General features: G+C 40.7%; 24 protein-coding genes and 1 riboswitch. Of the genes, 10 read left to right on the top strand and 14 right to left on the bottom strand.

Features of this window, described 5'->3' with window-relative positions:
* Positions 1 to 9: 9 nt before the first annotated feature.
* From ACE198_RS09605 to ACE198_RS09620, 4 genes are all read left to right on the top strand, one after another.
* Positions 10 to 1,122, top strand: coding sequence for an ABC transporter permease (locus ACE198_RS09605; protein ID WP_375375383.1), 1,113 nt, complete (start codon positions 10 to 12; stop codon positions 1,120 to 1,122).
* A complete protein-coding gene (locus tag ACE198_RS09610; protein WP_375375384.1) occupies positions 1,122 to 2,267 on the top strand; it encodes an ABC transporter permease in 1,146 nt (381 codons plus the stop codon). The genes ACE198_RS09605 and ACE198_RS09610 overlap by 1 nt, the downstream gene beginning before the upstream one ends.
* A 272-nt stretch (positions 2,268 to 2,539) precedes the next feature.
* The gene (locus ACE198_RS09615; RefSeq protein ID WP_375375385.1) at positions 2,540 to 3,784 is read left to right on the top strand and encodes a C40 family peptidase; all 1,245 of its coding nucleotides are present in this window, start codon (positions 2,540 to 2,542) and stop codon (positions 3,782 to 3,784) included.
* Between the two features lie 98 nt (positions 3,785 to 3,882).
* A complete protein-coding gene (locus tag ACE198_RS09620; protein WP_375375386.1) occupies positions 3,883 to 4,116 on the top strand; it encodes a hypothetical protein in 234 nt (77 codons plus the stop codon).
* Positions 4,117 to 4,153: 37 nt separating this feature from the next.
* Here the strand turns inward: ACE198_RS09620 and ACE198_RS09625 are convergent, their stop codons facing one another.
* Together ACE198_RS09625 and ACE198_RS09630 are read right to left on the bottom strand one after the other, a co-directional pair.
* A complete protein-coding gene (locus ACE198_RS09625; protein WP_375375387.1) occupies positions 4,154 to 5,200 on the bottom strand; it encodes a DUF4030 domain-containing protein in 1,047 nt (348 codons plus the stop codon).
* Complete coding sequence (locus ACE198_RS09630) at positions 5,190 to 5,759, bottom strand: sigma-70 family RNA polymerase sigma factor (protein WP_375375388.1); 570 nt, start codon at positions 5,757 to 5,759, stop codon at positions 5,190 to 5,192. Before ACE198_RS09630 ends, ACE198_RS09625 begins: the two co-directional genes overlap by 11 nt.
* A 229-nt stretch (positions 5,760 to 5,988) precedes the next feature.
* Between ACE198_RS09630 and ACE198_RS09635 the strand changes: the two genes are divergently transcribed.
* Positions 5,989 to 6,507: a DoxX family membrane protein gene (locus ACE198_RS09635; protein WP_375375389.1), complete on the top strand. Its 519-nt coding sequence runs from the start codon at positions 5,989 to 5,991 to the stop codon at positions 6,505 to 6,507.
* 75 nt (positions 6,508 to 6,582) lie between these two features.
* On the opposite strand, the gene ACE198_RS09640 is transcribed toward ACE198_RS09635, so the two are convergent.
* The gene (locus tag ACE198_RS09640; RefSeq protein ID WP_251461125.1) at positions 6,583 to 6,801 is read right to left on the bottom strand and encodes a spore germination protein; all 219 of its coding nucleotides are present in this window, start codon (positions 6,799 to 6,801) and stop codon (positions 6,583 to 6,585) included.
* A 205-nt stretch (positions 6,802 to 7,006) separates the two neighbouring features.
* Between ACE198_RS09640 and ACE198_RS09645 the strand changes: the two genes are divergently transcribed.
* Positions 7,007 to 7,528: a DoxX family membrane protein gene (locus ACE198_RS09645; protein WP_251461123.1), complete on the top strand. Its 522-nt coding sequence runs from the start codon at positions 7,007 to 7,009 to the stop codon at positions 7,526 to 7,528.
* A gap of 53 nt (positions 7,529 to 7,581) precedes the next feature.
* Here ACE198_RS09645 and ACE198_RS09650 read toward each other — a convergent pair whose 3' ends face one another.
* Entirely contained in the window at positions 7,582 to 8,208 is a 627-nt protein-coding gene (locus ACE198_RS09650) for a GNAT family N-acetyltransferase (RefSeq protein ID WP_375375390.1), read from the bottom strand.
* Between the two features lie 102 nt (positions 8,209 to 8,310).
* On the opposite strand from ACE198_RS09650, the gene ACE198_RS09655 reads away from it, so the two are divergent.
* Complete coding sequence (locus tag ACE198_RS09655; RefSeq protein WP_375375391.1) at positions 8,311 to 8,604, top strand: hypothetical protein; 294 nt, start codon at positions 8,311 to 8,313, stop codon at positions 8,602 to 8,604.
* Between the two features lie 175 nt (positions 8,605 to 8,779).
* The gene (locus ACE198_RS09660; RefSeq protein ID WP_375375392.1) at positions 8,780 to 10,810 is read left to right on the top strand and encodes a peptidoglycan recognition protein family protein; all 2,031 of its coding nucleotides are present in this window, start codon (positions 8,780 to 8,782) and stop codon (positions 10,808 to 10,810) included.
* A gap of 49 nt (positions 10,811 to 10,859) precedes the next feature.
* Here the strand turns inward: ACE198_RS09660 and ACE198_RS09665 are convergent, their stop codons facing one another.
* Complete coding sequence (locus ACE198_RS09665; RefSeq protein WP_375375393.1) at positions 10,860 to 11,780, bottom strand: DMT family transporter; 921 nt, start codon at positions 11,778 to 11,780, stop codon at positions 10,860 to 10,862.
* 216 nt (positions 11,781 to 11,996) lie between these two features.
* A riboswitch (PreQ1 riboswitch) is annotated at positions 11,997 to 12,043 on the top strand.
* A gap of 125 nt (positions 12,044 to 12,168) precedes the next feature.
* Between ACE198_RS09665 and queF the strand changes: the two genes are divergently transcribed.
* Positions 12,169 to 12,669, top strand: coding sequence for a preQ(1) synthase (queF, locus tag ACE198_RS09670; RefSeq protein WP_026564093.1), 501 nt, complete (start codon positions 12,169 to 12,171; stop codon positions 12,667 to 12,669).
* A gap of 158 nt (positions 12,670 to 12,827) precedes the next feature.
* On the opposite strand, the gene ACE198_RS09675 is transcribed toward queF, so the two are convergent.
* From ACE198_RS09675 to ACE198_RS09715, 9 genes are all read right to left on the bottom strand, one after another.
* Positions 12,828 to 12,998: a hypothetical protein gene (locus ACE198_RS09675; protein ID WP_375375394.1), complete on the bottom strand. Its 171-nt coding sequence runs from the start codon at positions 12,996 to 12,998 to the stop codon at positions 12,828 to 12,830.
* A gap of 134 nt (positions 12,999 to 13,132) precedes the next feature.
* Entirely contained in the window at positions 13,133 to 13,351 is a 219-nt protein-coding gene (locus ACE198_RS09680) for a DUF2922 domain-containing protein (protein WP_098575083.1), read from the bottom strand.
* Between the two features lie 40 nt (positions 13,352 to 13,391).
* Complete coding sequence (locus ACE198_RS09685) at positions 13,392 to 13,610, bottom strand: DUF1659 domain-containing protein (protein ID WP_098575082.1); 219 nt, start codon at positions 13,608 to 13,610, stop codon at positions 13,392 to 13,394.
* A gap of 181 nt (positions 13,611 to 13,791) precedes the next feature.
* Positions 13,792 to 14,208 (bottom strand): VanZ family protein, encoded by a 417-nt coding sequence (locus tag ACE198_RS09690; RefSeq protein ID WP_375375395.1) that lies wholly within the window; start codon positions 14,206 to 14,208, stop codon positions 13,792 to 13,794.
* A gap of 183 nt (positions 14,209 to 14,391) precedes the next feature.
* Positions 14,392 to 15,981, bottom strand: a complete 1,590-nt coding sequence (locus ACE198_RS09695) for an N-acetylmuramoyl-L-alanine amidase (RefSeq protein ID WP_375375396.1) — start codon at positions 15,979 to 15,981, stop codon at positions 14,392 to 14,394.
* A gap of 150 nt (positions 15,982 to 16,131) precedes the next feature.
* A complete protein-coding gene (locus tag ACE198_RS09700) occupies positions 16,132 to 16,950 on the bottom strand; it encodes an N-acetylmuramoyl-L-alanine amidase (RefSeq protein ID WP_375375397.1) in 819 nt (272 codons plus the stop codon).
* 176 nt (positions 16,951 to 17,126) lie between these two features.
* The gene (locus tag ACE198_RS09705; RefSeq protein ID WP_026564087.1) at positions 17,127 to 17,270 is read right to left on the bottom strand and encodes a YvrJ family protein; all 144 of its coding nucleotides are present in this window, start codon (positions 17,268 to 17,270) and stop codon (positions 17,127 to 17,129) included.
* Positions 17,271 to 17,328: 58 nt separating this feature from the next.
* Positions 17,329 to 17,547 carry a DUF2922 domain-containing protein gene (locus ACE198_RS09710; protein ID WP_375375398.1) on the bottom strand — a complete coding sequence of 73 codons (219 nt, stop codon included), beginning with the start codon at positions 17,545 to 17,547 and terminating at the stop codon, positions 17,329 to 17,331.
* Positions 17,548 to 17,586: 39 nt separating this feature from the next.
* Positions 17,587 to 17,805, bottom strand: coding sequence for a DUF1659 domain-containing protein (locus tag ACE198_RS09715; RefSeq protein WP_098575078.1), 219 nt, complete (start codon positions 17,803 to 17,805; stop codon positions 17,587 to 17,589).
* Positions 17,806 to 17,955: 150 nt separating this feature from the next.
* On the opposite strand from ACE198_RS09715, the gene ACE198_RS09720 reads away from it, so the two are divergent.
* A complete protein-coding gene (locus ACE198_RS09720) occupies positions 17,956 to 18,147 on the top strand; it encodes a hypothetical protein (RefSeq protein ID WP_026564084.1) in 192 nt (63 codons plus the stop codon).
* Positions 18,148 to 18,198 lie beyond the last annotated feature (51 nt).

Below are 18,198 nucleotides of genomic sequence, written 5' to 3' on the forward strand. Positions count from 1 at the left end.
GGATTCACTTTGAATATACTCAATATCGCCTGGAAGGGAATTAAAACAGACTTCCGGGATACCCGAACGTTGTTTTTCATGTTACTTTTTCCGATTTTATTAATGTTGGTCCTCGGAACGGCATTGTCGAATACATTTACGACCAGTCTCATTGTCGATGATATCGATGTTTTATATAAAGATACAACGAACGGTGAGTTTTTTCCTCATTTTATTAATGAAGTCGAAAAATCGGGGCTTCATTTTACAAAAGCAGCTGGTTCTACGGATGGCGAAAAAGAAGTAAAGCAGGGTACCTATGATGGCTATGTCGAAGTAACGGATCAAGGAATTCAGCTCTATGTTAATAATGGAACCAGTATTGAAGGGACTATCCTTCAAGGCATGCTCGCTTCGTTTGTCGATCAATACAATATCACATCGGAGATTATAAAGGTGGCACCGGAAAAGCTGGAGAATGCCTTTACACGTGAGAAGCCGGCGGACTTTATTAAGGAGACCTCCCTGCTTCCCGATCAGCAGCCTGGTTCCATGGATTATTATGCGATTGTAATCACGACGATGATTATTCTGTACGGGGCGATGTCTGCTAGTTCGTTAATTGTGAGCGAACGTGTACGAAAGACGGGTGACCGGCTAATCGCTTCACCGGTTTTAAAGAGTGAAATTTTCATAGGAAAAGTGCTCGGGAGTCTTGTCAGTAACAGCATTTGTATCGTTCTGGTCCTCCTTTTTAGCAAACTCATTTTCAAAGCAAATTGGGGTGATCATTTAGGCTTAGTATTCCTGGTTCTCCTAACAGAAGTGGTGTTTGCGGTCAGCATGGGGATTGGCGTTAGTTTCTTGTCAAAAACGAGTGCGGGTCCAAAGGTAATTATCATGTTATTTGTTCAATTATCGTCCTTTTTTGGGGGAGCCTATTTTAAAATTGAGAATCCTGAGGGTATTTTTAAATTAATCACTGATCTCTCACCGCTGACTTGGATGAATACAGCGGTGACGAAGATTATTTACGCGAATGATTTTGCGGCGGCCATTCCGGCGCTCATCATCAATCTATCCGGGGCGCTGCTATTCTTGCTTGTAGCAATCGTCTCATTGCAACGACGGGAGGGAATATAATGAAGGATATCCTCTGGTTAATTCAGAACACTCTCCGTGTAACGTTTCGGAAAAAGAAAAACATTATTATGTACCTGTGTATGCCGTTAATTGGGATCCTCGTTGCCCTGCTCGTCTATGGAGGTGATCAAAAAACGATCCTTCATGTCGGGATTGTTCAAGAGGACAATAGCGAGATCACTGCGGATACCATCGGCTTTTTAAAGGGATTGGAGAATGTCGAGATTTCAACGATTGCTGCTGGGCAAGTCCAGGATAAAATCTCTTCTGGGAAATTAGATAGTGTGATTACCTTTGAAAAAGGGTATGCAGACAGTGTCTTAGCAGGGAAGCCTGACCATATCGAATTGACCTCCATCAAGGGGGCAGCCATTACCGCTTACGTGAAATCGTATTTGCATCAGTATATCGATAATATCGCGACGATCAGTTATGTGGCGGGAGGAAATCAACAAAAGTTTGAGCAGATGTATAGCGATTTTCAGCAGACGAACTATAAGCTCACGACTCATTCTCTAGAAGACGGTTCGAAAAATAAGAATATGACCAACCAAACAATTGGCTTCTTGATCATGATCATGTTAATGTCAGCCGGGAATATGGCGGAAATCATTCTGTTGGAAAAAGAAAGCCGCACCTATTTTCGATTATTATCGACACCGATTAATGCGCGGAAATACATTTTCTCCAATATTGTGGTCAACATGATTGTAATGACGATCCAGGTGGTTATTACGTTAACCATCATGAAAGGCGTCTTTCATATTGGCATGAACATGTCGTTTTGGTCCGCGGCCTGTGTGATGTTACTGTTTTCATTAATATCAGTCGGGATCTCTTTAGTGATTGTTTCTTTTTCTAACAGCCGCAGTGCCGCTGGTGCTTTACAAAATTTAATTATCACACCGACTGTCATGCTTTCCGGCTGTTTCTGGCCGGTGGAAGTAATGCCGAAATCCCTGCAAAAAATTGCTGATTTCCTGCCGCAGCGCTGGACCTTGGATACGTTAACAAAGCTGCAGGAAGGAAATGCGATGAGCGGTTTGTATATGAATTTCATTATCCTATTTGCCTTTGCCGCCGCCTTTTTCTTGATTGCGATTTATCGGTTTAGTAGAAATAATACGACACAGAATTTTGTCTAAAACGTTTTTTCTAAAAGGTAACGACCAGCTTTTGACCGCTCAATTGGGCGGTTATTTTTTTACGGTTTTCTAAAATATGGAATTTTGGTAAGCGGAAATTAAGAAACTTTCACGAAACCAGATGTTTTTATTCGACTTTTTCTATAATTATTCTACATAACATTACAAATTCATTACATTTTCCCTAGTTCCATTGTTATTATTCTCTTGGAAACTTAAACTATAAATATATAAAACGGAAAAATTTTCTTTTGGAAAAGGTGAGAATAGGAATGAAACGGAAACTAGTAATATATTCGGTAATGGTAGCTCTATTATCGACGATCTTTCAAGCAACCCCGACTTTTGCAAGTCCAACTGTTACCCAAGAACAAATCAATGAGACTGAAGGACAAATAACCGCAACACAAAATCAAATTGAAGAGATAGAAACAAAGATTCAACAACTTGACGACCGTATCGTCATTGGTATGGAGAAAAGCAAACAACTAAACAATGATATTAAAGTCCAACAAGGTCAAATCGTAAAAACGAAGGCAGACATTGAAAAAGCTAAAAAGGATTTAGAGACGAACAAAACCTACTATACTGCAAGATTGAAAACAATGCAGGAGCAAGGTCAGCAGCCGATGATCACTTATGCTGAGTTCATTCTTTCTTCTGAAAGCTTTTCACAGTTACTAACTCGTTCTACTGCTATTATGCAAATTCTTGATAATAATACAGATATCATGAAGACGCTAGCTAAAAAAGAGGAAAACTTACTAGGTGCGGAGCAAAAGTTAGAAAACGAATTGGCGCAATTAAAAAAGAGCCAAAGTGACTTAGTTTCTGAACAAAAGCAGATTGAAGCAGATAAGGCCGAAATTAAAACCGTATTGGCAGAATCAAAAAATACCTTAAATCAACAACTAGCGCAACTTGCTAATCAAAAAACACTGAAAAGTGCACAAGATAAAGCACGTCAAGAAGCACAAGCTAGAGCAGTACGTGAAGCACAAGAGAGAGTTGCAGCTGAGGAAAGAGCACGTCAAGCAGCGGAAGAAAGTGCAGATCAACAAGCGCCTGAAAGCCCAGCGCAACCAAAACAAGAATCTCCGGTGGAAAAACCGGTGAAAAAACCAGCGAAATCCGTTGATACACCGAAAGAAACAGTGACTAATTCAGGAGATGCCGATGCGTTAATCTCCTATGCTAAACAATTTTTGGGTGTTAAATACGTTTGGGGAGGAACAACTCCAAATGGGTTTGACTGTTCAGGGTTCACCCAATATGTGTTCCGTCATATTGGTATTTCCCTTCCGAGGGTCTCTCGTGACCAGCAGGATGTAGGAACCAGCATTTCTCCTTATAATGTACAAAAAGGTGATTTAGTATTTAGGGGTAATCCTGCCCACCATGTTGGTATCTATATCGGCGGTGGGAAGTATATCCATGCACCACAAACAGGTGATGTAGTAAAGATTGCTGCGTATAATCCGTCTAAATTTACAACTGCAGCACGAGTATTACGTTAAGAACAAGGCTTGGAGGAAAACTCCAAGCTTTTTTTTGTGTTTTTGGGGAAGATAATCACATAGATTAGAAGAGGTGAAACGAACATTTTTCTAAGAAGGTGTCTAAGATAACCACAACCGAGGAAATTGCTGCCATCCTTGCCGGTTTTGATCATTCACTGGCCCCGTATTGGCTTAATAACGACCTAATCAAGAAGACGATCGCAACCAGTTATGATTATTGGGTAGAAGATACAGAAATCCCAATGTCATTGGCCCACTTTGTGTTCCAATATCTTGAACATGCCGAATATCTGGGCGGAATTTTTTCAAACATACATGATCCCAGCTGATGGTCAGCTGGGATTTCTTTGGTGTCAGGCACCACATTTAGTTTAGCTTTTTCTTGTCCTTGCTGAAGACGGTGATTTCGTAGGGATCGTTGCGCACCTTTTTTGTGAGTCCATCAGTCTGAATGAAGCTGTTGATTTCATTGACAATCGTTGCCGCTTGTTCCTTTGCATCGGAATCGGTGGACTTGATGGATGTCTTGATTTCTAATTGCAACGGCAGGGGATGGAAGGAGTAGCTGTAGCCGGTCACCTTAAATTCCTTATTTTCCATTAACCCTCCGCCAAGGATTTGAATGATTCCAAGTTCATCCCAGCGCTGTTCCTGCGCACGGGCCTTCATATCAATTCTACTCACCCGGAATGTAAACTCACCATAGGGACGGGAGGCTGCGACAAGCATCTTTTTCAACTCATCCACTCGCGGTTTTGTTTCTGTTTTCGGGATTGCTACGTAAATAAACTTTTCAATTTGATTGATTCGTACTTGGACCGGGAATGCCATTTGATAATGATTTTTCTCCAGCAAGTCAATGATTTTTTGCTCCAGTTTTACACTATCCTCAATGTATTTTTTCACATCTGGGCTATCCTCTTCCACAACACGTTCCTCTTGTCTTTTGAGTGTGATGTCATATTTTCCAAAGTTTTTAGCTACTAAAGCTTTATTCAGATTTTTCTCGATCTCATCTTTGATGTGATTAAAGTCTTTTTTTGAATATAATACTCCCAGCGTTATTTCCTTTTTGGGAATCGAGGAATCGATTGAACCTAACTTATACCCTTTACTAACAGCGGCATCACCAATCACGTCATAGAGTGCATATTTGTATTCTTCCTGTTTGATAAAAATACTAAAGTATGGAATTTTGGCAGCTACCTTAGCCGCTCCGACGGAAAAGTAAGAAGAACCGATTAACCCTGCAAAAATGACCGCGGCTGCAACACCTGGATAAATAAACCGTTTCGCCCTCGTCTTTCTCCGTTTCATTTGGTTTCCCTGTATACCGTTTAAAACATTTTGTTTCATCCTATCATCAAATTTGAGGTTGATTACGTCTTTCGGGTACTCAAGCTTATTTTTCATAAAAATCACTTCCCTCAAATGTAGTTTTTAAGGAATTTCTAGCACGATGAAGTCTGGTTTTAATGGTATTTTCATTGATATGTAGGAGTGTAGCAATTTCATCAATCGACAAATCTTCATAATAATAAAGAATGATGACCTCTCTTAGTTTCAAAGGCAAAGTGAGGACTTTTTGAAAAATCATCTCTTTTTCTTCGTTCTCAATCATGTTTTCTTCTGCGAGAGGCACTTCACTTTTTAAAAAGAAACTAAAAAAATCCTTATAGTAAATATTTCGATAGGACCAGCTTTTTACCACGTCCGTACATCTATTTACAGCAATCCGGTAAAGCCAGGTTTTATAGGATGCCTTCTGTTGAAACTGATCCATATTTTTATAACAACTAATAAAGACTTCTTGAGAAATATCTTCTGCTAATTGTTTATTTTTCACATAGGTATAGGCGAGCCTTAGTACCATATCTCCGTATTTCTCCATCAACCAAACGAGTAACTCTTCATTTGATAAATGGCTGGCTTCACAAGGAGTTGGGTTCTCTTTGATCTTCATCACATGCATTGAAATCCCCCTTTCATACAACCTTAGACGAAGGTAAGCAAAATAGGTTCCAAAAAATCGGTTATTTCAGAGATAACCTTTTCATTATATTGCAACTGAGGCCGTTCAAAAGTTCGCCATAACATTTCAAACAAACTGTGAACTTGTTACTATACCCATGTTGTTTAATGAAAAAAGGAATATAGTGTAAATATAAAGAACAAATAAATTTTGAAAGGCGGAATCATTTATGTTTAATACATTTTTAAGAGAAAATAAAATTGCAGCGGCCATCTTAACTGTCTTACGATTATATCTTGGTTATTCTTGGTTTACAGCAGGTTTTGGAAAATTAACTGGCGGCGGCTTTGATGCTTCTGGATTCTTAAAAGGAGCCATCGCCAACCCAGTAAAAGGTCCAGACGGCGCGGTCGTATTTGGCTGGTATGTAGACTTCTTAAAACACTTTGCACTGCCAAACGTGGATGTGTTCAACGTCATTGTTCCTTGGGGCGAAACTTTAATCGGTTTAGGATTGATCTTAGGTTGCTTAACAACAACAGCCATGTTCTTCGGCCTAGTGATGAATTTCAGCTTCTTCTTAGCAGGTACTGTATCACATAACCCAAGAGACATTTTCCTTGGCTTCATCATTCTAACAGCAGGTTACAACGCTGGTAGAATCGGTTTAGACCGCTGGGTGGTTCCATTCTTCAAAAAGACTAGCAAAAAAGGTACTGGGCATGAAAAAGCAAAGGTAAGTGCATAAATAATTTGTAAACAAAAGACGATTCGGGCTTCATACCGAATCGTCTTTTGTTCTATTTTGTATCGAATGACCTGGTTAGTTATCGTGAACGATGGGTTGGTCAAATAGATCGGAATTTACTGAGGTCGTTGCACTTGATCCGTTAACAGTTGTGATATGAACCCCTGTATTGGAAGAACCTGAGCCATGTGCAGTTTTCACGGCGCTTTTAGGAGAAATAAACAAGGAATTGCCAAATTGGACAACCCCGCCACTAATTGTATCGATTTTCACTGGAAGTCGAAACTCAGACATAGAAGAACATCCTTTGCACTTTAATATTTTACTATATGTGAATCAGCAATCTTTTGTTCTCAGATTGCAATTGGGTGCCGTTCAAAAGTTCGTCATAACATTTCAAACAAACTGTGAACTTGTTACTATACCCATGTTGTTTAATGAAAAAAGGAATATAGTGTAAGTATAAAGAACAAATAAATTTAGAAGGGCGGAATCATTTATGTTTAATACATTTTTAAGAGAAAATAAAATTGCAGCGGCCATCTTAACTGTCTTACGATTATATCTTGGTTATTCTTGGTTTACAGCAGGTTTTGGAAAATTAACTGGCGGCGGCTTTGATGCTTCTGGATTCTTAAAAGGAGCCATCGCCAACCCAGTAAAAGGTCCAGACGGCGCGGTCGTATTTGGCTGGTATGTAGACTTCTTAAAACACTTTGCACTCCCAAACGTGGATGTGTTCAACGTTATTGTTCCTTGGGGCGAAACTTTAATCGGTTTAGGATTGATCTTAGGATGCTTAACAACAACAGCCATGTTCTTCGGCCTTGTAATGAATTTCAGCTTCTTCTTAGCAGGTACTGTATCTCATAACCCAAGAGACATCTTCCTTGGCTTCATCATTCTAACAGCAGGTTACAACGCTGGTAGAATCGGTTTAGACCGCTGGGTGGTTCCGTTCCTTACTAAAATGAACAAAAAAGGCACTGGTCACACTGGTCATGAAAAAGTAAAAGCTTAACATTAAGAAAAGCAGAAGCAGCTCGTGTGAGAGCTGAACTTCTGCTTTTCTTTTTAGTTAAAATATTCATCTTCAATGGACGGTGAAATTTCGTTTAATATGGTGTCTTTATCGATTACATCTGAATGGATAAATTGGAATACTTCTTCGATCCCTGCTTGTATTTGTTCCTTTGGCAATCGGTGTATATGAGGAGACGGTCTAAAATATAGGTACAGGGGAAGCCCGCCATCGTTTGTGGGGAGTTTATAAGAGATATTTAGTCTTCTTGCACCCATTCGTTCGTAAAAGTTTATTCTTCGTATTTGTTGCTCTCGTGAGTCTGAATCTTCTTCTGGTATTTCCACTTCTACAAACGTCCCAATATACCCATCCCGCTTTGATTGAGTGATTTGATAAAAAAAGAGGGACCCATAGCCAGCATTCCGGAATTGCTGATCGATTGCCATATAATCAAGCCAAATTGCTGGTAAGTGCTCAAATTCATAAATTAAGGCATAGCCAACGATTTTTTCCTGTTGCCTTGCCCAGATGAGTTTGTATTTTTCGTTAGCTAAAAGCAATTGAAAATGCTTGTAATCTTTTAACTCATTTACTGGAAAGTCAGTCGAGAGTCGTTGATAGACGTCCATTAACTCACTTAGATTGCCCTCTGATAATTCGATTTGCTTGATTTCCATATTTCGGTTGCCTGCCTTTATTTTTTTACATTAAAATTTATTTTTAGATTCTGTTCAAAATTACCTTTTAATCCATATGCTTTAGGATAAGGGGTGAATGTTATGTCAACTGAACCGTTCGATATCGAGACATTAAAGCACATAAGGAACAAACTTGATTATATTTACTATATCGCAAAAAGCAATTACAACGACAACCCTGAATTAATGGACACGATTGAAAATTTAGCCCAAGTTTCAAAAATGTTTACGAATATAAAAATTCAAGAGCTTAGCAAGCAGGTAGAAACACCTAGCCCTCAGGGATACATTCTCTCCAAACTAGCAAACTCCTACTCTAGAATGAAAGAATATGAAAAACAAAAAGAAGCGGATATCCCATTTTGGAAGGATTGAAAGGAGAGAGGTGCTTCATGCACTTCTCTCTATTTTTTCAATGGTGCCTGACACCATCATTGAATTACCAAAATTATTTAGATAAACTAAATATTTCTTAGGGTCAGTTCATTTGTCGTAGTATAATAGTTTTATGAGTCTATTCGACATTTAATCTATTATACTAGGAGGAAAAATGAAGAAAGTTGTCATCTCTGTTTTGTCACTGTTACTTTTTATTTTAGTCCATCCCTCTCTTATGAGTGCAGCGGGTACAACCTATCCTAACGTGAATGATTATATCGCTTCTAAGAAACTAGTCCCTGCGAAAGTAGAGAATCAGCACCAAAGCATTTTTACAAAATTTGCGTATCGGAATGGGTATGGTGAGGTTGAGGGCGTTGTCGCCCATGAAACAGCCAACAGCAGCTCGACGATTACAGGCGAAATTGCCTATATGACGAGAAACCATAGAAATGCCTTTGTTCATGCATTCGCAGATGGTTCACGTGTCATTGAAATCCATAACCCGAATTATGGCGCTTGGGGTGCAGGGTACTACGCAAACCAGCGTTTTGTACATATTGAATTAGTACGTGTGAAGACGTTTGATCAATTTGCCCGTTCAATCAATAACTATGGGAATTACATCGCCTCCGTACTCTATGAGTATAATTTACCTTTAATAAGTGCCGAAAAAACAGGTGTGGGTACTCTATGGTCGCATGGTGCAGTCACCAAGTATCTTGGTGCAACGACCCATACGGATCCACATGCTTATTTTAAAAACTGGGGCTATAGTTGGGATCAATTTGTTCAGTTAGTAACAATGAAATATAAAGCTCTCCCTGATAAAACGGAGAATACCAATCGTTTAGGGCAAATCCCAAGCAGTAAAGTTTTGATTTTTAAAGATTATAAAGATACGGCAGCCGCCTCTCCAGCAGGGGAAACGTATACGAATCAAACGTTTTATATTAAAAAATTAGCCTTTGTAAACGGACAAACGTATTATCTGCTAAGCGAGCAGGCTAGTAGTGTAAACGGAGTAATCGGCTGGGCCAAGGCCTCGGATTTGCTTACTAATCCAGAATCAAGTCTAAAGTCTACATCAAAAACATTGTATTTTACGGGGAAGGGCAGCGCCTATAGCAAGGCATGGGGGATGACGAAAGATGTCGTCTATTCTTCTCTCTCTAAATATAAAGATCAAGAATTTAAGGTGAACGGAACAGAAACGGTTGGAAATATGGTTTGGTACCGTGGGAATTTGGACGGAAAAACCGTGTGGATTTATTCGAGCAGATTGGCACCAAAGGTGGAGCGATCGACCAGCAGGTTAGGTCAGATCAAAAATGGCAGTGTCAATATTTATAAAACGGTCGGCACTGAAACTGGAGCGTTTCCAGCCGGATCCACTTACACTGGAACCGTCTATTACATTAAGAAACAAGCGACCATCAACGATCAAACATATTATTTAATTAGTACCCAGCCAAGTAGTGCCACAGGGGTCATTGGCTGGGTAAAAGCCAACGATATCACTACTTATTCACATACTTCCTATGACAAATATGCAAAAACGATGTATTTAACGGGTAAAGGTATCGTCTATAGCAAGCCATGGGGCAGTACGAAGGATATTGTCTTTAAAGACCTTTCGAAAAATAAAAACCAACAATTTAAGATTAATTTAACAGAAAAGGTTGGCACTAACACGTGGTATCGTGGTAGTTTCGCTAATAAAACGGTATGGATTCAAAGCGCCTACCTAAACCAAACGCTGGAAAGTGCAGAGAACCGTTTAGGCAATATCAAAAAAACCGGCATCAAGATTTATAGAAAGTTAGGTTTAAGTTCCTACTTTAAGGCCGGATCTACTTATACCAATAAGGTTTACTATATAAAAAGAAAAGGTAAGCTGAATGGTCAAACATATTATTTAATTAGTAAAAGTTCCACTGGTGCGAACGCCATCGGCTGGGTACATTCCGCCGATATTTCCGATATAAGCTATGCCGTAGTAAGCCAAAAAGCCAAAACCATGAATATCAAAGGAACAGGCAGTGCCTACAGCAAAGCATGGGGCGGAAAGAAAGACGTGGTTTATAAAAAACTTTCTGCCTATAAAAATAAGAAATTCACGGCCGAGCTCACGGCAAAAGTAGGGAGCACGAACTGGTATAGAGGGAAATTAGCCGGTAAGACCGTGTGGTTGGTGCAGTAACTGCAATCTTACAAAGGAAAAAGGGGCTTATGATAGCCCCTTTTTTCTATTATTCTATTGAATTAACGGTTTCTTCTTTGACAACTTGTGGCAGCGGTTTTTGCTTCTGGCTCAGGAAGAAGAACACACCGAGCAGGACGAGCATTCCTCCAACAATTTGCCAGGTGACAAGATGTTCATTTAAGAGAATCACTGCTAGAATTGTAGAACCAACGGGTTCACCTAAAATACTCATCGAAATCGTTGTTGCATTGACGTATTTTAAGAGCCAATTATTAATCACGTGACTAACGGTTGGAACGGTGGCGAGCAGTAGAAAGATACCCCATTCCTTAGCTGGATAGCCAGTTAAAGAAACACCTGCTGATACGTTATAGATCGTAAGGACGATCGCAGCAGCGAAAAACACACAAAAACTATAGAGCCAATGTGAGACTTTTTTGACGATGGATTGACCAATTAATAAGTATCCGACCACAGCGATGACACTAAAGAATGATAGTAAATCCCCCATCATCGCATCCGAGCTTAATCCGAAATCTCCCCAGCCTATCATCATCGCTCCGATAATGGCAATCCCCATCGTCATCAATGCAGATACAGTGGTTCGTTCCTTAAATAGAAGAAAGCCCCCGATCAATGAAACGATTGGCTGCAAGGCGAGGATGATGGTCGAACTTGCGACTGTCGTTAATTTCAAAGACCCGAACCAAAGGACAAAATGGAGAGCTAGAAAGACGCCTGAAAAAAATAAAAACAACCACTCTTTTTTTTCAATGGTCTTAAATTCTTTTCGTTTATTCCAGACGATCGGTACCATTAAGAGACTGGCAAACCACATCCGGTACATACTCAAAATCGAGGCTGGTGCGTCTGACCATTTGACAAAAATCGCCGAAAATGAAATGGCAATGATGGAAATGGTAAGCGGCAGCCCGATACCCCTTGAACCTACTTCTTGTTGTTTCATCATATCCCCCTCTGCCTTCTGACAGGTCTATTTCTTAATATAAAAATTCTTTCGCCATCCGAAATCTGCGCAAATATTGTTTATTATATCACATGGTGTCAGGCACCAGCACAGTAAATATTTTCATTAATAAAGGTTTGTGGGATTTTGCCTTCATCTACCATTGACGAATGGTGTGGTGTTCTATATGATATGAAGTAGAGATTACCCGTACTTGCGGGAGAGGTTCATAGCTGATACCCTCTATAAAAAACTATGGATACATGACTATTAGGCCATGTCCATATTGGACGTGGCTTTTTTGTTGGGTCCTGTTAGTTGAAGAGTAGAGCCACCGCGGAAACTCTTTCTTGGAAAAGTGTGGGGCAGATTGCAAGGAGGTTTTTTTATGTCTGGCAGAAGCCATGAGGAAGGTTTAAAAGATTTAACTTTATTAGGTAATCAGGGGACTACCTATTCATTTGAATATGCGCCGGAGGTATTGGAGGCGGTCGATAATCTTCACCCGGACCGTGATTATTTTGTGAAATTTAATTGCCCGGAGTTCACTAGCTTATGCCCGCTCACGCGCCAGCCGGATTTTGCAACGATGTATATTTCGTATGTTCCGGACAAAAAGATTGTTGAAAGCAAATCGTTGAAGTTATATTTGTTTAGTTTCAGGAATCATGGGGATTTCCATGAAGATTGTGTGAATATCATCATGAATGATTTAATTAAGCTGCTTGACCCAAGGTATATTGAGGTGTGGGGCAAGTTCACTCCACGCGGTGGAATTTCCATTGACCCATGGTGCAATTATGGGAAGCCAGGGACCAAGTATGAAGAGATGGCCCATTTCCGTTTGATGAATCATGACATCTATCCTGAGAAAGTGGATAATCGTTAATTAGCAGGGGCCGGGTTTCCGGCCTCTTTTTTATGATCCGTTCTGTTTAGCAAGGGGAGCTTGTCCGCGAGTAAGTGTCGGGCATCTGCCAGTTAAGCGACTTATCCACCAGTAATACTGAAAAGCCACGGAGCCGTCCGTGGCTTTTGGTGTCTGGATTACCATGCGTAATCATCATGTTCGTCTTCTTGAAAGTCATCATCATCATTTAGTCGGTTGACTAGCCATTCGTCGTGGGTTATTCCGGTGAACATCATTTCGTTTTGAACTTCTTCGCTATTCCATTCATCCGCCAGCATATCCCCGCGTAGATTCGGATCTTGTGTCATCATTTTTTCACCTCCTCTACTATCTATGCCCATTTTTTCGTGACTATAATAGAAAAAATGCGGTCATCTGAGATGAGCCGCATTTTTGTATTATCGAGAAAATTTTGTTTCCTCAAAAATGGCTTTTCCGCCACTTAAACAAGTTCATAGTCAGTCACGCTGCGGTCGATAACTCTCGCACCTTTAGAAGAGACAAACTTGCCGCTGCTTGTAGTGAAAACCTCAGCGGCAATAATCTGTGCCATCGATAGCTTGACGATTTCTTCGTCAATTGGATCTTTGGGATTATCAACCGTTAGACGTGCTGTCTTTCCAAGTTCCGTCGCAAATTGTAATTCTAATGTTTTTGCCATATTCATTCACCTCCATTCTTATCCTAATGTGCCTCTCTTACTAAGCGATGATCTCAGAACTGTCATTTCGCTCTACTTTGTTTAGCATGTCATTACACAAAACGGAAATGGCTATTGCTGCTTGAAAGATCTGATCTGTTGTCGCATCTTTTTTGACATTGCTAAACGTTTTGGCGTGTAAGATTGGTTCGCCATCATCGTCCATGCCTCCTTCAAACACTAAGCGAAGCTTCGTCCCTTCTAAAAGTGATTGTGCCATGTCCCTCACCTCCTTTCATCTTTTATATAGAAAAAAGTCGGTAAAAAGGACATGGTGTGGGAAAATAAATGGATAGACTTGGGCTCGTAATAAAACGGAGAGAATTCTGATTGTATGAATAATAAACGAAAAATTTCCGGCTAAATTGGGAAATGCCTATAAATAAAAGTAAACACCCCAATCAAAGATGGGTTTGCTTTGATTGCGGTGTTGTAAACAAACTTCTGGAACCTGATGCGAGTAAAATCCCGATTAGATCGATGGCTATATCAAAAATTCTCCCGTCCCGTGTGAAATATAATTGAAGGATTTCGGTTAAAGAAGCAAAGGAAATGGCCAGGAACAGAATCCATGCTTTGGAACGGAATTTGGTTTGCAGTAATATGGTCAAAATGAGAAAAGCAATGGCGTGTCCGCATTTTTGAAGCAGGAAGTCATGGGTAAGCTCGAGCGGGAATGGTGCTAGAAGTTCAGAAAAGTTAGGATGACTGTCCCATTGAAAATGAACTTGGCCTGATTCCTTTAATGCAGAAAAGCTGGCGGTACAGGTTAAAATAAAGATTACTAGAGCCCATAATAAAATAAAAAATCCACGCATAGAAAAGACCTCCTGTTATCCTTCAGTGTGATCCTGTTTTTTCCGTAATATACCGCGAGCGGAAGAATTTAAAAAACAAAAGAAAAGACCTCTTCTGAATGATTAAAAGAGGTCTTTTGCAGGGGGGGAGTGCCAGGCTGTATCCATTGTAAGGAGGGGAATTTGGAAAACTCCCACTATCCATTAGACTGAATGAATCATTTGTTGATAAAGGGCAAGAATGGATTGACCATAGGTTGTACCTGGAACAGCCCATTTTCCGTTTAAAGCTGTCCATGTTGGAGCAGAACCTCTATCGACAAGATGAAAGCGGGGATCAACTAATGGATATTGATTTGGCAGAGGCTTGGTTGTCGCATACGCATATAAATGCTGAAGCTGGGCAAGGACACCTTCTTCTGCACTTTCAAACCGTGCACCGCGCGTATCTCCACCTGTTGCTCCAATTCCTGCAAAGTTGTTCTGGTCAGGATTGACGACTCCGGTAAACCGAAAATAGTCTGTTTCGTGAATGGCTTGTGCAAAGGCTACATCTCCGCGAATCCCGTAATATTTTCCAAGCGTTTGATAAAATTCACCTAATGCAGGTGCTTTTGGATTGACCTTTTTTACAAATTGGTCCATCTGTTCGGCCGAGAGGAAAGTCGGGCCTAAAATAGTAAACTGTCCGGGGTCAGCGATGATGGGGATTTCTTTGGTAGTATTGTTTGGAGTCGTAGTTGGGTTTGTACTTGTACTGCCTTTGGTACTTGTAGTTGTAGATGTTGATGGTTTACTGGTGCTCGTGGCCGGTGTAGATGTTGATGGTTTACTAGTGCTCGTGGCCGGTGTAGATGTTGATGGTTTATTAGTGCTTGTTGCAGGCTTTGCTGTTGTACTGGTGCTTGCCGCAGGTTTGGTGGTTTCCGTTTTCGTTGTTGTGGTGGTTTCTTTTTCCGTAATAATAAATGCATCGTCATAGCCTGCTTTTTCAATTGCTTTTAGGCGTTTTTCTGCATTGGCGTTGGTCGAGTAGCTCGCCACTTTCACTCGGTACCATGTAGCTCCAGAGATTTTTGTGGTAACAATGGATGATTTAATGCTCTTTTTCTTCAATTCTGCGACCCTATCCTGGGCATTCTCTTTTGATTTATACGAGCCGACATAAACCGTATAGACTGTTTTTGTGGTAGTTTGAGTGGTTTTTGGTGTGGTGGTTGCTGTTTTCGGTGTCTCCTTCACAGCTTTACGTTTCAGGCCAAAGGCTTTGGCAATCCCGTTCACATGGCCTTTGGCCACTTTTTGCTGCCACGCCGAGTCTTTCATCAGTGCAGCATCATGTTTATTACTAATAAAGCCGTTTTCCGTTAGAATGGAAGGCATTTTCGTTTCTCTTATGACGTGAAAATTGGCCTTTTTTTGCCCGCGGTCTTTCAACTGATTCACCTTGATGACCTCGGCATGGATAATATCTTGGTATTTTGCTGCTTTACTAGTAGTAGATGACCCATCGTAAATAAAGTCCTCATATCCTTGGGCGGAACTGTCAGCGGAATTGATGTGAATAGCTAAGAAAAAGTCTGCGTCCCATGCGTTGGCTCCACTTGAGCGCTGGGCTAAGCTTCTGGTCGTATCGCTTGTACGGCTCATCTTTACCTGAACATTTTCATAATCATTGAGGATGATTTTTCGTATTTTAAGCGCAATAGCTAAGGTAATATCTTTTTCATTCAGCCCATTCCCTTGGGCACCGGGATCCTCACCGCCATGGCCTGGGTCTAAATATAGCTTCATACTTACTCCTCCATTTCATTTAAAATACGTTCGTTCATCTATATGTTATGGCAGAGCTAATCTTGTGGACTCCATCTGCCTAACATAAACACAAAAACCATACAAAAGACCTCCATATTGTTCGGGAATAGAAGGTCTTTTGTAGGGTATTTATTCTGCAACGAGGAATGCATCGTTTATTCCGGCTTTCTTTACTCCTATTAAACGATCTTCTGCATTTTCACGGCTGGAGAAGGCTCCGGCTTGGACTCGGTACCATGTTTCACCAGAGATTTTTGTGGTATCAACAAATGATTCAATGCCTTTTTTCTGAAGCAGCTCAACTCGCTCAACCGCATTTTCTTTGGACTTGAACGAACCAGCAATCACTTTGAATAGTGTGCCGTCATCGGGTGTATCTGGTTTTTGGGGCTCAGTTGGTTTGCGTTTCAGCCCAAAAGCTTTGGCGATTCCATTGGCATGACCTTGTGCTACTTTTTGAATCCAAGAGGATTGTTTCATTAGTGCGGCGTCATGATCGTTACTGATAAAGCCGTTTTCCGATAAAAGTGCCGGCATATTTGTCTCACGTAATACATGGAAGTTCGCCTTTTTCTGGCCGCGGTCTTGTAGTTGATTTAGTTTTTTTACTTCCGCATGGATGATATCTTGATATTGGGCTGTCTTCGAAGAGTTAGACAAGCCACTGTAAATATAGTCCTCATAACCTTGGGCGGAGCCTGGCCCGGAATTAATGTGAATCGCTAAGAAAAAATCGGCATCCCAAGCATTGGCCTCACTGGACCGTTGTGCTAAGCTTTTAGTTGTATCGGTGCTTCGGCTCATTTTTACGTCAATGTTTTCATAATCATTTTGTAAAATGGACCGTAGTTTGAGCGCGATTGCTAATGTGACATCCTTTTCATCCAATCCATGCCCTTGAGCGCCAGGGTCTTGTCCACCATGACCTGGATCTAAATAAAGCTTCATTTTATCCTCTCCATTTCCTAAAATTGATTATCTATACATGCTATGTAGCAATGGACAAGTATGTGCGGGTGCTTGTCACGGCATTGGCTGATGGATACCTACACAGTTGATTCTCTCCATTTTAATGTATCAAAAAGAACACCCCTTACCTATAGGCCAGGGGTTGTCCTGAGTATTTATATTCTTTCCTTCATGCGGTCGGGAAGGTTCTGAATCGAGGTGACGACCATATCCAGCTTTGATTCAATGCGGTAAAGCAGATAAAGGGTCACGACAATAGGGAAACCAACCTCGCTGATGATCGGAATGAGCTGCTCCACTCTTTTCACCTCCTTTGTAAAAAAAGGCCGTCCCCAAGGGGAAACGGCCCTTCTGTTATTAAACTAGTTCATAATCCGTTACATTTCGGTCGACGACTCTTGCCCCTTTGGCCGCTACAAACTTCCCGCTGGCAGTAGTAAAGATTTCAGATGCAATAATTTGAGTCATCGATTGCTTGATGACTGCCTCATCAATTGGTTCCTTCGGATTTTCAATTGATAAGCTCGCTGTTTTTCCAAGCTCCGTATTAAAGTGTAATTCTAAGGTTTTTGCCATTTCTCTCACCTCCTATCGATTAATCCATTTACGAGCGTATTAAGCAATAATTTCTGAACTGTCGTTTCGTTCCACTTTGTTAAGCGTGTCCTTGGATAATACAGTAATTGCTTGTGCAGCTTGAGACAACTGATCTGTCGTTGCATCCTTTTTCACATTGCTGAATGTTTTTGCGCGGAGAATGGGGGCGCCATCTTCATCCATGCCAATCTCAAAAAGCAACCGAAGTTTCGTTCCTTCTAATAATGCTTGTGCCATGATTACTCACCACCTTTCACCTTCTATATAGAAAAAAGCCGGCCAAAAGGACATGGTCTGAGAAAATAAATAGTGATGATTTAGTAAAATCAAGTTTATTAATGCTATACTTGGGGAACGATTTAGTTCGTGGAAGGGGTTCATCATCTTATGAAGTATTTAAAATCACAAATGCAGCAGCTAATTAAGGATAATAAAGAATTGCATACACGCTTGAAAGAGTTGAAGGTGGAACACGGCCTCGAGAAAAACACAGCCCTAAAGGCGTTGTACCATTCAGAAGTAGCAGACGGCGGGAAGTATCAATTAGCCTACCAAGCACTTGATCAGCCGAAAAAATAGGGAACACAAAACACAAAAAGGGTGTCAGGCACCACACTGGTGCCTGACACC

Origin of the sequence: Neobacillus sp. KR4-4 (genome assembly GCF_042136325.1) — a bacterium.
Taxonomy (GTDB): domain Bacteria; phylum Bacillota; class Bacilli; order Bacillales; family Cytobacillaceae; genus Neobacillus.

Coding starts and splice junctions, on each gene's coding strand:
- ACE198_RS09645 (WP_251461123.1), top strand. CDS start 7,007: ATGTTTAATACATTTTTAAGAGAAAATAAAATTGCAGCGGCCATCTTA.
- ACE198_RS09710 (WP_375375398.1), bottom strand. CDS start 17,547: ATGGCAAAAACCTTAGAATTACACTTTAATACGGAGCTTGGAAAAACA.
- ACE198_RS09695 (WP_375375396.1), bottom strand. CDS start 15,981: ATGAAGCTATATTTAGACCCAGGCCATGGCGGTGAGGATCCCGGTGCC.
- ACE198_RS09615 (WP_375375385.1), top strand. CDS start 2,540: ATGAAACGGAAACTAGTAATATATTCGGTAATGGTAGCTCTATTATCG.
- ACE198_RS09715 (WP_098575078.1), bottom strand. CDS start 17,805: ATGGCACAAGCATTATTAGAAGGAACGAAACTTCGGTTGCTTTTTGAG.
- ACE198_RS09610 (WP_375375384.1), top strand. CDS start 1,122: ATGAAGGATATCCTCTGGTTAATTCAGAACACTCTCCGTGTAACGTTT.
- ACE198_RS09700 (WP_375375397.1), bottom strand. CDS start 16,950: ATGAAGCTTTATTTAGATCCAGGTCATGGTGGACAAGACCCTGGCGCT.
- queF (WP_026564093.1), top strand. CDS start 12,169: ATGTCTGGCAGAAGCCATGAGGAAGGTTTAAAAGATTTAACTTTATTA.
- ACE198_RS09685 (WP_098575082.1), bottom strand. CDS start 13,610: ATGGCACAATCACTTTTAGAAGGGACGAAGCTTCGCTTAGTGTTTGAA.
- ACE198_RS09625 (WP_375375387.1), bottom strand. CDS start 5,200: ATGAAAAATAAGCTTGAGTACCCGAAAGACGTAATCAACCTCAAATTT.
- ACE198_RS09660 (WP_375375392.1), top strand. CDS start 8,780: ATGAAGAAAGTTGTCATCTCTGTTTTGTCACTGTTACTTTTTATTTTA.
- ACE198_RS09630 (WP_375375388.1), bottom strand. CDS start 5,759: ATGCATGTGATGAAGATCAAAGAGAACCCAACTCCTTGTGAAGCCAGC.
- ACE198_RS09680 (WP_098575083.1), bottom strand. CDS start 13,351: ATGGCAAAAACATTAGAATTACAATTTGCGACGGAACTTGGAAAGACA.
- ACE198_RS09650 (WP_375375390.1), bottom strand. CDS start 8,208: ATGGAAATCAAGCAAATCGAATTATCAGAGGGCAATCTAAGTGAGTTA.
- ACE198_RS09720 (WP_026564084.1), top strand. CDS start 17,956: ATGAAGTATTTAAAATCACAAATGCAGCAGCTAATTAAGGATAATAAA.
- ACE198_RS09655 (WP_375375391.1), top strand. CDS start 8,311: ATGTCAACTGAACCGTTCGATATCGAGACATTAAAGCACATAAGGAAC.
- ACE198_RS09675 (WP_375375394.1), bottom strand. CDS start 12,998: ATGACACAAGATCCGAATCTACGCGGGGATATGCTGGCGGATGAATGG.
- ACE198_RS09665 (WP_375375393.1), bottom strand. CDS start 11,780: ATGAAACAACAAGAAGTAGGTTCAAGGGGTATCGGGCTGCCGCTTACC.
- ACE198_RS09640 (WP_251461125.1), bottom strand. CDS start 6,801: ATGTCTGAGTTTCGACTTCCAGTGAAAATCGATACAATTAGTGGCGGG.
- ACE198_RS09690 (WP_375375395.1), bottom strand. CDS start 14,208: ATGCGTGGATTTTTTATTTTATTATGGGCTCTAGTAATCTTTATTTTA.
- ACE198_RS09635 (WP_375375389.1), top strand. CDS start 5,989: ATGTTTAATACATTTTTAAGAGAAAATAAAATTGCAGCGGCCATCTTA.